This window comes from Haemophilus paraphrohaemolyticus (assembly GCF_002015045.1).
In the GTDB taxonomy this organism is placed as follows: Bacteria; Pseudomonadota; Gammaproteobacteria; order Enterobacterales; family Pasteurellaceae; genus Haemophilus_A; species Haemophilus_A paraphrohaemolyticus.
In genome coordinates this window covers 111,741-126,441 of the sequence record NZ_MUXX01000002.1, presented here as the reverse complement: position 1 = coordinate 126,441, position 14,701 = coordinate 111,741, and the positions used below count along the sequence as shown (strand labels likewise).

Sequence of the window (14,701 nt, the reverse complement as noted above, 5' to 3'; positions counted from 1 at the left end):
TTGACCGCTCTTTCTGAACCCCCTCTTTTCTAAAGAGGGGGCTGATCGAGCGTTATTCATATTTATAGGGAAAATAAAAAACTCAATGAAAATACTACACGTTTGCTCGGAACTCTATCCGCTACTCAAAACCGGTGGACTTGCCGATGTTTTAGGGGCGTTACCTCAAGCACAAAACCAAATCGGGCTGGATGCTCGCGTGTTATTGCCAGCGTATCCTGCCATTTCCGTAGGGATTCCAAACACCCAAGTTGTGGCGGAATTTGATAACTTCGCAGGGCACGCGGTGTTGCGTTATGGCGAATATAACGGTGTCGGAATCTATTTGATTGACGCACCGCACTTATATGGTCGCGAAGGCAATCCGTATCACGATGCCTATTACAACGACTACGGCGACAACTACAAACGTTTTGCTTTGCTCGGTTGGGTGGGGGCAGAATTAGCCACAGGCTTAGATAGCTGGTGGCGTGCAGAAGTGGTACACGCTCATGATTGGCATGCAGGCTTATGTGCAGCATATCTGTTCAACAAAGGTCGCCCTGCGAAATCGGTGTTCACCATTCACAACTTGGCATATCAAGGGCAGTTTTCTTATCATCATTTGTATGAAATCGGCTTGCCGACGGGGATGTTCCACGTAGAAGGCTTAGAATTATTTGGGCAGATTTCTTACTTGAAATCAGGCTTGTTCTATTCTGATGCAAGCACAGCGGTAAGCCCAACTTATGCAGAAGAAATCACGACACCAGAATTTGCCTACGGTTTGCAAGGCTTGCTTTCTGGCTTAAAAGCTCAAGGTCGTTTGGTGGGGATTTTAAATGGCGTGGACGAAAACATTTGGCACCCGAATGTGGACAGCTACATTCCGCATCATTACAAGCTCAAATATATGGCAGGTAAAAAGAAAAATAAAGCCGAATTGCAGGCGTATTTTAATTTGCCACAAGATGAAGCCTCGTTGGCATTTGTAATGGTGACCCGTTTAACTGAGCAAAAAGGCGTGGATTTATTGATTGAAAGTGCTGATGAAATTGTGAAACAGGGTGGTCAGTTGATGATTTTAGGTTCAGGTGCCCCACACTTGGAACAAGGTATTCGCGATCTTGCCGCCCAATATCCAGAAAATGTTGCGGTAAAAATCGGCTATGATGAAGCCCTTTCGCATTTAATGGTGGCAGGCGGTGATGTGATTCTCGTGCCAAGTCGTTTTGAGCCTTGTGGTTTAACTCAACTTTACGGCTTGCAATACGGTACCTTACCCTTAGTTCGTAAAACAGGCGGCTTGGCAGACACCGTGGTGGATAGCACATCCAAAAGCATCAAAAACCGCACCGCAACAGGTTTTGTGTTTGAACAGGCAACCGCAGAAGATTTACGCAGTGCCCTTCAACACGCGTTCTCCATCTGGAAAAAACCAAGAGCGTGGGCAATGGTTCGCACCGATGCGATGGAACAAGATTTCAGCTGGCGTAAAGCCGCAGAGCAGTATCGTGCACTTTATGCACGCTTGTAGTTTTATTTGTAAACTTTGATCACAATCACACCGCTTGTAAATTATTTTTGCAAGCGGTGTGATTGTGCTTGTTTTTCGACAAAATAAGCATAAAATTCGAACCACTTTTGTAGGGTGTTTGAACAACGTTCACGCACGCAAAGAGCGGTCAAATTTTTATTGTTTTTTGCAAACGTGCGTGAATTTTGCAAATTCACACATCCTACGTTGATAATTTCTTAACATTCAAATAGAGGTTTTACCTATGATAATGGATAACTTTGATTCTCCATTCCTATACAATCGTCCTGAAATGACTGTTGAAGCGATTAAAAAATCAATCGTGTATAAACTGATTTTCTTAATCGGTCGCTCACCACGTGAAGCCAGCCAACGCGATTGGCTTAATGCAACGTTGCACGCTGTGCGTGATTTGGTGACTGAAGGCTGGATCACCACAGCCCGCCAAACTCGTGCGGAAGATTCACGCCGTGTTTACTACCTTTCGATGGAATTTTTAATCGGGCGTACGCTTTCTAATGCGATGATCGCAGAAGGCATTTACGGATTAGCACAGGAAGCCTTATCTGAATTAAATGTCGATTTGGAAGAAATTTTAGAAAAAGAAGTCGATCCAGGCTTGGGTAACGGCGGTTTAGGTCGTTTGGCTGCTTGCTTTATGGATTCTATCGCCACTTTAGGCTTACCCGGTATGGGCTACGGCATTCGTTATGAATACGGAATGTTCCGTCAAAAAATCGAAAATGGTCAGCAGGTAGAACGCCCAGATGCATGGCTCGAAAAAGGTGCACCTTGGGAGTTCATTCGTCCATCTAAACGCTTTACCGTAGAATTTGGCGGTAACATTCACTTTGAAGGCAAAAAATGTATTTGGCAAGATACCGAAAAAGTGACCGCTCTTGCTTATGACCAAATGATCCCAGGCTATCGCAACAACTCAGCTGCGACCTTACGTTTATGGTCAGCACACGCAGGCGAAGTGTTCAACCTTGCTGATTTCAACCGTGGCGAACATTTAGCCGCATTAGAAGAGCACTCTGCGAATAAAAACTTATCTCGAGTGCTTTATCCAGATGATTCTACATGGAACGGGCGTGAATTGCGTTTACGCCAGGAGTACTTTTTGGTTTCGGCTTCATTGCAAGATATTCTACGCCGTCACAAGCGCACACATCATACGCTTGAAAATTTAGCGGAGAAAGTGGCGATCCACTTAAATGACACCCACCCAGCATTAGCGATTCCAGAATTAATGCGCATTTTAGTGGACGATGAAGGTTTCGAGTGGAAAAAAGCGTGGGATATGACGCGTAATATTTTCTCTTACACCTGCCATACGTTAATGTCGGAAGCGTTAGAAACTTGGCCAGTGGAAATGATGGCGAAAATTTTACCGCGCCATTTACAAATGATCTTTGAAATTAACGATCACTTCTTAGAATATGTCCGCACTTATGTGACCACCGACAACGATTTTATCCGCCGTGTTTCTCTTATTGAAGAAGGCTACCAACGCAAAGTACGTATGGGATGGTTGTCTGTTGTGGGCTCACATAAAATTAACGGCGTGGCAGAAATCCATTCTGATTTGATGGTTACATCGACTTTTGCCGATTTTGCCCGCATTTTCCCAGAACGTTTCACCAACGTAACAAACGGCATCACGCCACGCCGTTGGTTAGCGGTGGCAAACCCACAATTAGCTGCATTATTTGATAAATATATCGGTTCAGAATGGCGTTGCAATTTAAGCCAAATTGAAAAACTCAAACCATTCGTAGAAGAAAAGGCGTTCAAAGAAGCGATTGCTGACATCAAATTTGCGAACAAAGTGAAATTAGCCGAATATGTGAAACGCGAATTGGGTGTAGAGCTTGATCCTCATGCGTTATTTGATGTGCAAGTAAAACGTATTCACGAATACAAACGCCAAATGTTGAACGTATTGCACATTATCGCTCGATACAATGAAATGCTTGATAACCCAGAAAAAGATTGGCAATCACGCGTGTTCATCTTGGCGGGTAAAGCGGCTTCAGCCTATTATGCGGCGAAACAAACCATTCACCTCATCAATGATGTGGCGAATGTAATCAACAACGATGAACGTTTGAAAGGTCGCTTGAAAGTAGTGTTTATTCCAAATTACAGCGTGAGCCTTGCACAGCTTATCATCCCAGCAGCTGATATTTCAGAGCAAATTTCCCTTGCAGGTACGGAAGCATCAGGCACGAGCAATATGAAATTTGCGCTTAATGGCGCATTAACCCTTGGCACGCTTGACGGGGCAAACGTAGAAATTTTGGAAAATGTGGGCGAAGATCATATCTTTATATTCGGTAACACCGTAGAACAAGTGGAACAGCTTCGCCGCGATGGTTATCGTTCATTTGAATACTACCAAAACGATGCCCAATTACGTACCGTGGTAGATCAAATCATCGAAGGCAAATTCTCACCAGAAGAACCACAACGTTACCACCAGCTACTACAAGGCTTGCAATACCACGATTATTACCAAGCCTTCGCAGATTTCCGCAGCTATCTCGAAGCACAAAATGCAGTGGATGAAAAATACCGCAACCGCGATCAATGGATTAAAAGCACGATCCAAAACATCGTCAATATGGGCTTCTTCTCATCCGACCGCACGATTAAAGAGTACGCGGAGAGAATTTGGAAAGTAGAAGCGGTCAAATTTGACTAATTTCTTACCTTTCACGTTTTAAAATAAAAACCTCGCTAATAAAAAGTTAGCGAGGTTTTTTGTAAAAATTTTGGAAAATCAAACCACTTGTTCTAACCTTATCTAACTATTATTTATTTTGAGTTATAAAATAAACTAGCTAATACGTTTTGTTATGGAGTAGAATACCATGCCTTTTTACTCAAGGAATTTTACAATGAAAAAAACAGCATGAGCACTTTTAGCAACTGCATTCTTAGCAAATGAAACATGAGTTTTAATTATTTAATTCAAGGACTAAGAGCGATATTGTGTCGAACTTAGTCATTTTGCTTTTTGTCTACTATGCCAAAAAAATCCTTTATAAACATAACCTTACATTTTTTAGTAGTTCATAACTTTTCTTTGTCAGTTACTCTTCAAAAACTTCTTCCGATACTTCCTCATGATTCACATCTTTAGGCGGATTATCGCACAACCAGTTCGTCAAACGAGAATAATCTGCGATGCTAAGATTTTCAGCGCGAGCGGTTAAATCTACGCCTAATGCTTCTAATTGTTCGGCAGTAAATAGCGTTGATAATGCGTTACGTAAGGTTTTACGACGCTGGTTAAATGCTTGAGTTGTTACGCGATTAAGCCAATAAATATCTTTTACGGGGTGTGGTAAGGTTTTATATGGCACTAAACGCACGACCGCAGAATCTACTTTGGGTGCAGGTTTGAATGCTGTCGGTGGTACTTCAAGCACAGGCATTACTTGGCAATAATATTGTGCCATGATGGTTAAGCGTCCGTAAGCTTTGCTATTTGGTGCGGCACATAAACGTTTTACCACCTCTTTTTGCAACATAAAATGCATATCTTGGATTAAGTCGTAGAACTTAAACAGATGGAACATCAATGGGGTAGAGATATTATAAGGCAAGTTACCGAATACACGTACGCCTTCTCCATCTTGTAAATTTAGGCTTTCAAAATATTCACGGAAATTAAAACCTAGCGCATCTTGTTCAATGATGGTCAGTTTTTGGTTGATAAAAGGATGATGGCGTAAACGCTCCGCCAAATCGCGGTCAAGTTCTACGACGGTAAGTTTATCGACTAATTCTGCAACAGGTTCAGTTAAAGCTCCCAAGCCTGGACCAATTTCTAATAAAAATTGACCGCTTTTCGGGTTGATTGCTGATACGATATTATGAATAACATTCATATCGTGTAAGAAGTTTTGCCCGAAACGTTTACGAGCAGTATGACCTAAATGTTTTTTTGAATTTGTACTCATTATGTTTTAAATGTGTGAAGAATGTTTTTGAAATTAAAGAACCCCGCTTAAGCGAGGTTCTCTGAAATAGCTTGAATTATTTAGCATCTACATATTGGATATTTGCCCCTTTACGTAAGGTTTTTACCCAATCTTTTGAGGCTTCTTCGGCTTGTTTATTCACTAAGTTTTCATAGGCTTTTTGAGCATATGCATCTTGAATTCTGTCACCTTGACGTGTATCAGTCACTTTCAAAACGTGCCAGCCAAACTGTGATTTAAATGGTGTAGAGATTTGATCTTTTTTCGCACGGCTTGCCACGTTAGCAAAAGCTGGATCAAAGGTATCTAAGAATTGGAAACCTAAATCCCCACCATCCGCTGCGGAAACATAATCAACTGAATTTGCTTTTGCCGCCTCTTCAAAGGTCGTTTTTCCTGCTTTGATATCTGCAACCAGTTGGTTTAATTTTGTTTTAGCTTGAGCATCATTTAACACAGGATTAGTTTTGATAAGAATATGGCTGATACGATATTCTGGTGCTGATACTTGTTGAACTTTACCAGCTGCTTTGTCCTGTTCCAACATTGTTTTCGCTTGTGCTTGCACTTGCTCTGGTTGTACTTGGATCGCTTGACCAATACTTTGATGGCGTACAGCTTCCATCATCATTTGCTGGGCAATTTGTTGGCGATATTGATTAAGGCTGATGCCTTGGTAATCCAATGCATCCAATAATTGACCATAGGTTAAGCCATTACGAGCTGCAATATCTTCAATTGCTCGATCAACTTGGCGGTAATCGACTTTAATGCCTGCTTTTTGCACCGCTTGTTGCACTAACATTTCATCAATCACGCTCTCAAGTGCCACTTTACGGTTTGCCTCATTATTGGTTTTTTTACCTAATGCGCGTACCACTTGGCTTTCCATAATCATATTACCATCAACGGTTGCTACAACGCGCTCTTCAGCCATTGCAGATTGAGCCACAAATAACGCACCAAGTAATGCTACTAAAATAGATTTTGCGGAAGTCATTTTCATTTTATTTTTCCTATATAAGAACCACTAAATAACGACTATTAGAGCAAACTGAACATAAAAGGTTCAATTAGGCTAAAGATTGAATTTTCTTAATCACATTGGTGGTAGAGCAACCATTCTCGAAGTTCAATACTTGCACTTTACCGCCATTTGCCCACACTTCTTGGCTGCCTGCGATCTCTTCAGGCTTATAATCCCCGCCTTTTACCAGTAAATCAGGCAAAATTTCGCTAATTAAGCGTTGGGGCGTGTCTTCTGTAAATGGTACAACCCAATCCACAGAGGCTAAGCCTGCTAATACAGCCATACGTGCAGCCAGATCGTTAATTGGGCGGCTGTCGCCTTTTAAGCGTTTCACAGACTCATCAGTGTTTACAGCTACGATTAAACGATCTCCAAGTTTACGCGCGTTTTCTAAGTAAGAAACATGTCCTGGGTGAAGAATATCAAAACAACCGTTGGTCATCACGATTTTTTCGCCACGGTTTTTGGCATCTAACACGATCTCTTTCAGCTCCGCTTCGGAAACCACACCAAAACCCGCAGTTACACGTTGGTGAATCGCATTTTCTAATTCCACAGGCGTAATGGTTGAAGTGCCCAGTTTACCCACAACTACGCCCGCCGCCGCATTGGCTAAATAGCAGGCTTCTTCGTAAGGACGACCATCAGCAATCGCCGTTGCCAACACGCTGATTACGGTATCGCCTGCACCAGTTACGTCATATACCTCTTTCGCTTGGGTTGGTAAGTGATAAGGTGGTTGATTTGGACGAAGTAGGGTCATTCCTTTTTCCGAACGAGTAACTAATAACGCTGATAAATCAAAGTCAGCGATCATTTTTAAGCCTTTCGCCACGATTTCGTCATCATCTTTGCAATGCCCAACCACTGCTTCAAATTCCGACATATTTGGCGTGAGCAAGGTTGCACCACGATAACGTTCAAAATCGGTGCCTTTCGGGTCGATCAACACTGGCACATTTGCTTGGCGGGCGATTTGGATCATCTGTTGCACGCTTTCCAACGTGCCTTTACCATAATCCGATAAAATCAATGCCCCGTAAGCGGTGATTTCTTGCTGAAGTTTTGCAAGAAGTGGTTGGCTATCGACATTATGAAAGCCCTCTTCAAAATCTAAACGCAACAGTTGCTGATGGCGAGAGAGAATACGCAATTTGGTAATAGTTGGGTGAGTCTCTACAGCTACACAATGGTTTTCAATATTGTGTGAGTTCAGCAATTTATCCAACGCATGGCCCGCATCATCTTGCCCAATCAAACCATGTAAAGCCACAGGCACATTCAGGCTGGCAATGTTCATCGCCACGTTCGCAGCCCCACCTGCACGCTCTTCAATATCCTGCACTTTTACTACTGGCACAGGGGCTTCCGGGGAAATACGGTTGGTTGCCCCAAACCAGTAGCGGTCGAGCATCACATCGCCCAACACCAATACTTTGGCTTGATTAAATTTTGGAGAGTATTGCATCATCATAATGTTTTCTCTTATCTTTTTGATTTCTTAATAAATTTCATCAAACGTTTACGCTTACGCAATTGGCTTGGCGTAAGTTTATTGCGTTTGTCCGCAAACGGGTTATTCCCTTCTTGAAATTGAATACGAATTGGGCTACCAATAATTTTCAAGCTCTTACGGAAATAGTTCGATAAGTAACGTTTGTATGAATCCGCCAATTTTTCCACTTGGTTACCGTGAATCACGATAATCGGCGGGTTATAACCACCTGGGTGCGCATATTTCAATTTCACACGGCGACCATTTACGAGTGGTGGTTGATGTTCGTCTGCTGCCATACGCAAAATACGAGTCAGCATTGAGGTCGATGTTTTTTGTGTTGCACAAGCGTAAGCCTCTTTCACCGAATCGAACAAGTTACCAACGCCAGAGCCGTGTAATGCCGAAATAAAATGCACACGAGCGAAGTCGATAAAATCTAAACGGCGATCAAGTTCTGATTTCACTTGATCTTTAATATCTTGTGATAAACCGTCCCATTTATTCACCACGATCACTAATGAGCGACCAGAGTTGAGAATAAAGCCCAAGAGCGATAAATCTTGGTCGGAAATCCCTTCACGGGCATCAATAGTCAATAGCACTACGTTCGCATCTTGAATCGCTTGTAAGGTTTTGATTACCGAGAATTTCTCGACAGCTAAATTTACCTTACCACGCTTACGCACGCCTGCGGTGTCGATAATCGTATATTGCTGACCATCGCGTTCCATCGGGATATAAATGGAATCGCGAGTTGTGCCTGGCATATCGTAAACGACAACACGCTCTTCGCCAAGAATGCGGTTAGTCAAGGTTGATTTGCCCACATTTGGACGCCCAACGATCGCAATTTTAATATTTTTATCTTCAATACGTTCTTCGATTTCTTCTTCCAATGCTTGGTCTAATAATGCCGCATCTTCTTCATTGTCCACATCGAAATCGTGATCCCACTCATCGTGCGATGCTTCATCATCTGCAAATTCTTCCGTATTTTCGACCACTTGTTCGGCATTTAATTGCTCACCTAATGGGGCTAAAACTTGCTCGATCAACTGCGTAATGCCACGACCTTGTGCCGCGGCAATTTGTTCTACTTCGCCTAAGCCTAATTGATAGAATTCTGCACAGTGTGAATCAGCATCAATACCATCAGTTTTGTTTGCTACCAGAACAGTCGTTTTTTCACGTTGTCGTAGGTATTGTGCAATGCCTACATCTGCTGGCACAAGCCCTGCACGTGCATCTACCAAGAAAAGGACTACATCAGCTTCCTCAATGGCTAAAAGGGATTGTTCCGCCATTTTTTCTTCAACACCTTCCTCAGTGCCATCAATACCGCCCGTGTCAATCACGATAAAATCATAGCCTGCGATATTAGCGTGACCATATTTACGGTCACGGGTTAAACCTGGAAAATCCGCCACTAACGCATCACGGGTGCGAGTTAAGCGGTTAAATAATGTGGATTTACCCACATTCGGTCTGCCCACAAGAGCAACAACTGGAGTCATTTATTTCTGTCCTTTAATCTATTCATCTTTGCCCAACCTAAAAAAGGAGAACAGCAAAATCGACATATTATATACTAAAGAGAAGCATAACGGTAGGAGCAAACAAGCGGTTGAATTCTGCAAAAATATTGCAAAAATCAACCGCTTGAAAAAAAGAATAGGCTTTAACTTAACTTCAACGCCTTTGAAAAACTCTGCAACCCTTGCGAATTGCCTTTTTTCGCCATCTCTTGTAAAGCTTGTGTTGGCGCGTGAAGGAGGTGATTGGTTAATTTATAGCTTAAATCGTGAAGCACTTTTTCGTTGTCTCGCCCTAAAGTTAAATCTTGAATGGCTTTTGCAAGCAGCTCTTGGCGTAAGGCTTCTGCATCTTGACGATAACGTTTAATTAAGTCACTTGACTGCTGTTGTTTGAGCCATTCAAAAAAGGCTTTGCACTCTTCATCAACAATTTCTGCTGCTTGCTCTGCCGCTTGCTGGCGTTGGGCAAGATTACGTTGAATAATATTTTGTAAATCATCCACGCTATAGGAATAAACCGCCTCTACATCGCCCGATTTTTCGTCAATATCACGCGGTACGGCAATATCTATCAATAGCATTGGATCGAATTGGCGATTCTTCTGTGCCTCTTTTACCATCGATTGTGTAATCAATGTATCAGGACTACCCGTTGAACTAATGACCACATCAGCTTGATTCAAACCAATTTGCAATGCACTCAGTGATAAAATCTGCATCGGCGTTTCAAGCCTCTCAGAAAGTTGTTCCGCACGTTGAGCAGTACGGTTGGCAATCATTATATTTTTCGCCCCGTGCTGGATTAAATAACGTGCAACAAGTTCAATTGTTTCCCCAGCACCGACTAATAAAAAACGTAATTTGCCGAAATTATCGAAAATTTGGCGAGCCAAACCACAGGCAGCATATGCCACAGAAACGGCACTTGCACCAATATCCGTCTCAGTTCGCACGCGTTTTGCGGTTGCAAATGTACGTTGAAACAATCGAGAAAGTTTTGTCGAAATCCCACCGTTTGCTTGGTAAAAATCTTCGCTAGCGTGATAGGCTTGTTTTACTTGCCCCAAAATTTGCGGCTCGCCTAAAATAAGTGAGTCTAACCCACAAGCGACTCGCATTAAATGCTGTGCGGCTTGCATATTTTGTTTGAAATAGAGACATTCACGAAGTTCGGTATGTTCAAGCTGATGAATGTTTGCAAACCATTCAAAGCAGCGTTCACGCCAGGCCTTATTCTCTTCGCTCTCTTCTTGAGGGGTAATTTCAGAATTGTGGAAATAGAGTTCTGTTCGGTTACAAGTGGAAAGAATAACCACGCTTTCAGCCAAATGTTGTTGCTGAACCTGCGTTAAAGCAAGCTGGCGTTTTTGTTCATCAAACGCCACCTTTCCTCGCAAATTTACTGAAGCAGTTTTATGGTTAATGCCTAATGCTAGAATGGTCATTCTTACCTACAATGTGTCCCACAATAAAAATAAAAAATTGTTGAGCATTCTAGCGAATAGGCGAAAGCGGTGCAAATAATTACAGAGATTGGTTTGATTTACCACAAGTTAATTACCTCTTAATGAGTAGTTGACTGGAGCGAAAAATTGACCGCTTGCAATCGCCTATTGCTATTTTGACCAAGAAATTGAATAATAACGCTTTTATTTTATGAGAAATGCTAAGAGGTAGAGCATGAAACAAATTCCAATGACGGTGCGTGGTGCAGAGCAACTGCGTGAAGAGTTAGATTTCCTCAAAAACGTACGCCGTCCACAAATTATTGCTGCCATTGCTGAAGCCCGTGAACACGGTGATTTAAAAGAAAATGCGGAATATCACGCTGCTCGTGAGCAACAAGGTTTCTGTGAAGGTCGTATTCAAGAAATCGAAGGAAAATTAGGCAGTGCCCAAATTATTGATGTGACTAAAATGCAAAATAACGGCAAGGTTATTTTTGGAGCAACAGTCACGTTAACCAATGTTGAAACCGATGAAGAAGTGACTTATCGTATCGTAGGTGATGATGAAGCGAATATTAAAGAAGGGTTGATTTCAGTAAATTCACCAATTGCCCGTGGTTTAGTCGGCAAAGAAGTGGATGACTCAGTTACCATTACAACTCCAGGTGGTAAGGTTGAGTTTGATATTATTGATGTGGAATATGTTTAATTCCGAAAAACAAACCGAATTTTATCTTGTAATTCAAATTAAGTGTAAAAAAAGTACCGCTTGTAATGAATAATTTTTACAAGCGGTTATTTTTTGCTTCTTTATTGCAATTTTCCTTGTAATTTCATCTATTTTTGTCTAAATTCTTCAAGCTATTTTGTTATTTATAAAAGGTCAAAAAATGAGCCAGTTAGATTTAATCAAATCTTCTATCAAATCCATTCCAGATTACCCAAAAGCGGGCATTATTTTCCGCGATATTACTTCGTTGCTTGAAGTGCCAGAAGCCTTCAAAGCAAGTATTGATGCGATTGTGGCAGAATTTAAAGATAAAGGTATTACTAAAATTGTTGGCACAGAATCGCGCGGTTTTATCTTTGGTGCACCTGTGGCTTTGGCTTTAGACTTGCCGTTTGTGTTAGTGCGTAAACCGAAAAAATTACCACGTGAAGTCATTTCACAATCTTATCAATTGGAATATGGCGAAGATACGCTTGAAATCCACACCGATTCTGTGAATGCAAACGACAATGTATTGGTGATTGATGATTTATTAGCAACAGGTGGCACGATTGATGCTACTGCAAAACTTATCCGCAAATTAGGCGGTAAAGTGGAGCACGCAGCTTTTGTGATATGCTTGCCTGAATTAGGTGGTCGTGAACGCCTTGAGCAAGAAGGCATAAAATCATTCACTTTAGTGAATTTCGAAGGGCACTAATTGAGTCATTATTATCAATGAGTTATCAAGTTTTAGCACGTAAATGGCGTCCGCAACGCTTTTCCGAAGTGGTGGGGCAACAACACGTTTTATCCGCATTAGAAAACGGATTACGTGAAAATCGCCTACACCACGCTTATCTTTTCTCTGGCACGCGCGGGGTGGGCAAAACCTCGATCGCTCGTCTGTTTGCGAAAGGATTAAACTGCGAAACGGGCATTACTGCAATGCCTTGTGGTGAGTGTGCGAACTGTAAAGCAATTGAAGAAGGCCGTTTTATTGATTTAATTGAGATCGATGCCGCCTCTCGTACCAAAGTAGAAGACACTCGCGAGCTACTTGATAACGTGCAATACAAGCCAACCGTTGGGCGGTTTAAGGTTTATTTGATTGACGAAGTGCATATGCTTTCGCGCCACAGTTTCAATGCGTTATTAAAAACGTTGGAAGAACCGCCTGAATATGTCAAATTCTTGTTAGCGACGACAGATCCGCAAAAATTGCCGATTACGATCTTATCACGTTGCATGCAATTCCACTTGCGTGCGTTAGATCAGCATCAAATCGCCAATCATCTTGAATTCATCTTAAAGCAAGAAAATATTCCTTACGAGCTGCCAGCCATTGAGAAATTAGCCAAAGCTGCTCAAGGCAGTATTCGTGACTCATTAAGCCTGACAGACCAAGCGATTGCAGTCAGTAATGCCAATATTACGCTTGAAGCAGTCAGCCAAATGCTTGGTTTGATTGACGATCATCAACCGCTTGAATTGGTGATGGCTCTTTCACAAGCTAATGGCGAAAAAATACTTTCTATCATTCAACAAGTAGCCGAGAAAGGTGTCGATTGGTCGCAATTATTAAGTGATGTTGCAGAAACATTGCATAAAATTGCCTTGTTGCAATTGGTTAAATCGCCTGAAGGGGACGAAACGCCATTGCACTTGTTAGCAAAACAGATTGCGCCTGAAGATGTGCAGTTTTTCTATCAAATGATGTTGATGGGCAAAAAAGAGTTACCATTCTTGCCAGAGCCTCATGCGGGCGTAGAAATGACTTTCTTGCGTGCATTAGCCTTCCACCCAAAACGTGTAGAAGAGATTAACCGTGTGCAGGTGCAAACTCAAACGGTAAGCACACCTGCTGTAAGCCGACCTTCGGCATCGTCTGAGCAAAATATCGCTCAGCTTAAAGCGCACTTAACACCAAGTGAAAAAGCGGTTCAACCAGCAGCACAAGCGGTAGAAAATCGACCGCAATTTGCAAAACCGCAAGAAAATCCAACCGCTTACACTCAGGCTGTAGCACCCCAAGTTCAAACTCCGCCAGTCTCAGCACCTGCAATGTCGCCCGCATTAGCGGCAATGCAAGCGAGAAAACAGTTACAGCAGACGCAAGATCAACTGGCGCAAACTGAAAAAAAAAAGCCGAATAACGCCGTAATACCTTCAATACCAAACCGTGCTCCTGCAAAAAAAATGAATTTGCAAGAGCGGTTTATGCATTTGGCGGAAACTGAAAAAGCAGAGCTTGAGCACGAAAAACAGGCGAAACAAACGCCTGTAAAAAATGATGAAGATTACCGTTGGACTTGGCTCAATCCTGAATTAGAAAATCAAGAAGAAACCGCAAAACCTTCCGATATTAAGCAAACTATTTTACAAGAACGCACCCCTGAATTAGTGGCGAAAACCATTGAGTTAGCTTGCCAACAAGATGAGTGGGCAGCGTTGGTTAATGAACTGAAATTAGGCGGATTGACTCGCCAGATTGCATTAAATAGCTACTTGGCAGAAAAGCAAGATCATGAGCTTCATTTAGTGCTAAAACCGAATATGGCACATTTAGATAGTCCAGAAGCACGCCAAAGTTTAGCTGATGCATTGTCGGGAAAAGAGCTTACTTATCAACTCACTATTGCTGATAATCCCAAACGTAAAACCCCGCTTGAAATTCGCCGTGCTATTTTTGAGGGATTAACCCAAGAAGCAAGAAATGCGTTGTTTAATGATGCAAAATTAAAATTATTACGCGAAGCCTTTGATGCTGAGCTGGATGAATCGACGATTAGGGCGATAGCAAGAGCCTAAGGCTTCCGCTCTAGGCTATGCATAAATCAGCCCCGATAGGGCTGGTTCTAGCCAACAGAGGCATAAAGTACGCTTGTGCTATCAAGGGATTTGTGTCCCGTAGGTATACTTTTATCATTAACCTAGGGTGCGTAGCCCTAGATATATACATATAAAAAAACT

At 42.2% G+C, this 14,701-nt stretch carries 10 protein-coding genes; 5 read left to right on the top strand and 5 right to left on the bottom strand.

Annotated features, from left to right (window positions below; genetic code table 11):
• Nucleotides 1-85: 85 nt before the first annotated feature.
• Together glgA and B0184_RS00990 are read left to right on the top strand one after the other, a co-directional pair.
• Complete coding sequence (gene glgA / locus B0184_RS00995; RefSeq protein WP_005708626.1) at nucleotides 86-1,516, top strand: glycogen synthase GlgA; 1,431 nt, start codon at nucleotides 86-88, stop codon at nucleotides 1,514-1,516.
• Nucleotides 1,517-1,760: 244 nt separating this feature from the next.
• The gene (locus tag B0184_RS00990; RefSeq protein ID WP_039851272.1) at nucleotides 1,761-4,223 is read left to right on the top strand and encodes a glycogen/starch/alpha-glucan phosphorylase; all 2,463 of its coding nucleotides are present in this window, start codon (nucleotides 1,761-1,763) and stop codon (nucleotides 4,221-4,223) included.
• Between the two features lie 391 nt (nucleotides 4,224-4,614).
• On the opposite strand, the gene rsmA is transcribed toward B0184_RS00990, so the two are convergent.
• The 5 genes from rsmA to hemA form a co-directional block, all read right to left on the bottom strand.
• Nucleotides 4,615-5,490, bottom strand: coding sequence for a 16S rRNA (adenine(1518)-N(6)/adenine(1519)-N(6))-dimethyltransferase RsmA (gene rsmA, locus B0184_RS00985; RefSeq protein WP_039851271.1), 876 nt, complete (start codon nucleotides 5,488-5,490; stop codon nucleotides 4,615-4,617).
• Nucleotides 5,491-5,563: 73 nt separating this feature from the next.
• The gene (locus tag B0184_RS00980) at nucleotides 5,564-6,514 is read right to left on the bottom strand and encodes a peptidylprolyl isomerase (RefSeq protein WP_005708564.1); all 951 of its coding nucleotides are present in this window, start codon (nucleotides 6,512-6,514) and stop codon (nucleotides 5,564-5,566) included.
• A 67-nt stretch (nucleotides 6,515-6,581) separates the two neighbouring features.
• A complete protein-coding gene (gene hldE, locus B0184_RS00975) occupies nucleotides 6,582-8,012 on the bottom strand; it encodes a bifunctional D-glycero-beta-D-manno-heptose-7-phosphate kinase/D-glycero-beta-D-manno-heptose 1-phosphate adenylyltransferase HldE (RefSeq protein ID WP_005708603.1) in 1,431 nt (476 codons plus the stop codon).
• Between the two features lie 11 nt (nucleotides 8,013-8,023).
• Nucleotides 8,024-9,550, bottom strand: a complete 1,527-nt coding sequence (gene der, locus B0184_RS00970) for a ribosome biogenesis GTPase Der (protein ID WP_005708570.1) — start codon at nucleotides 9,548-9,550, stop codon at nucleotides 8,024-8,026.
• 164 nt (nucleotides 9,551-9,714) lie between these two features.
• On the bottom strand, nucleotides 9,715-11,016 hold the full coding sequence (gene hemA / locus B0184_RS00965; protein WP_005708424.1) for a glutamyl-tRNA reductase: 1,302 nt from the start codon (nucleotides 11,014-11,016) through the stop codon (nucleotides 9,715-9,717).
• Nucleotides 11,017-11,251: 235 nt separating this feature from the next.
• Between hemA and greA the strand changes: the two genes are divergently transcribed.
• The 3 genes from greA (at nucleotide 11,252) to dnaX (ending at nucleotide 14,539) form a co-directional block, all read left to right on the top strand.
• Complete coding sequence (gene greA / locus B0184_RS00960; protein WP_005708447.1) at nucleotides 11,252-11,728, top strand: transcription elongation factor GreA; 477 nt, start codon at nucleotides 11,252-11,254, stop codon at nucleotides 11,726-11,728.
• 181 nt (nucleotides 11,729-11,909) lie between these two features.
• On the top strand, nucleotides 11,910-12,449 hold the full coding sequence (gene apt / locus B0184_RS00955; RefSeq protein WP_005708456.1) for an adenine phosphoribosyltransferase: 540 nt from the start codon (nucleotides 11,910-11,912) through the stop codon (nucleotides 12,447-12,449).
• Between the two features lie 17 nt (nucleotides 12,450-12,466).
• Complete coding sequence (dnaX, locus tag B0184_RS00950; RefSeq protein ID WP_005708520.1) at nucleotides 12,467-14,539, top strand: DNA polymerase III subunit gamma/tau; 2,073 nt, start codon at nucleotides 12,467-12,469, stop codon at nucleotides 14,537-14,539.
• Nucleotides 14,540-14,701: the final 162 nt, after the last annotated feature.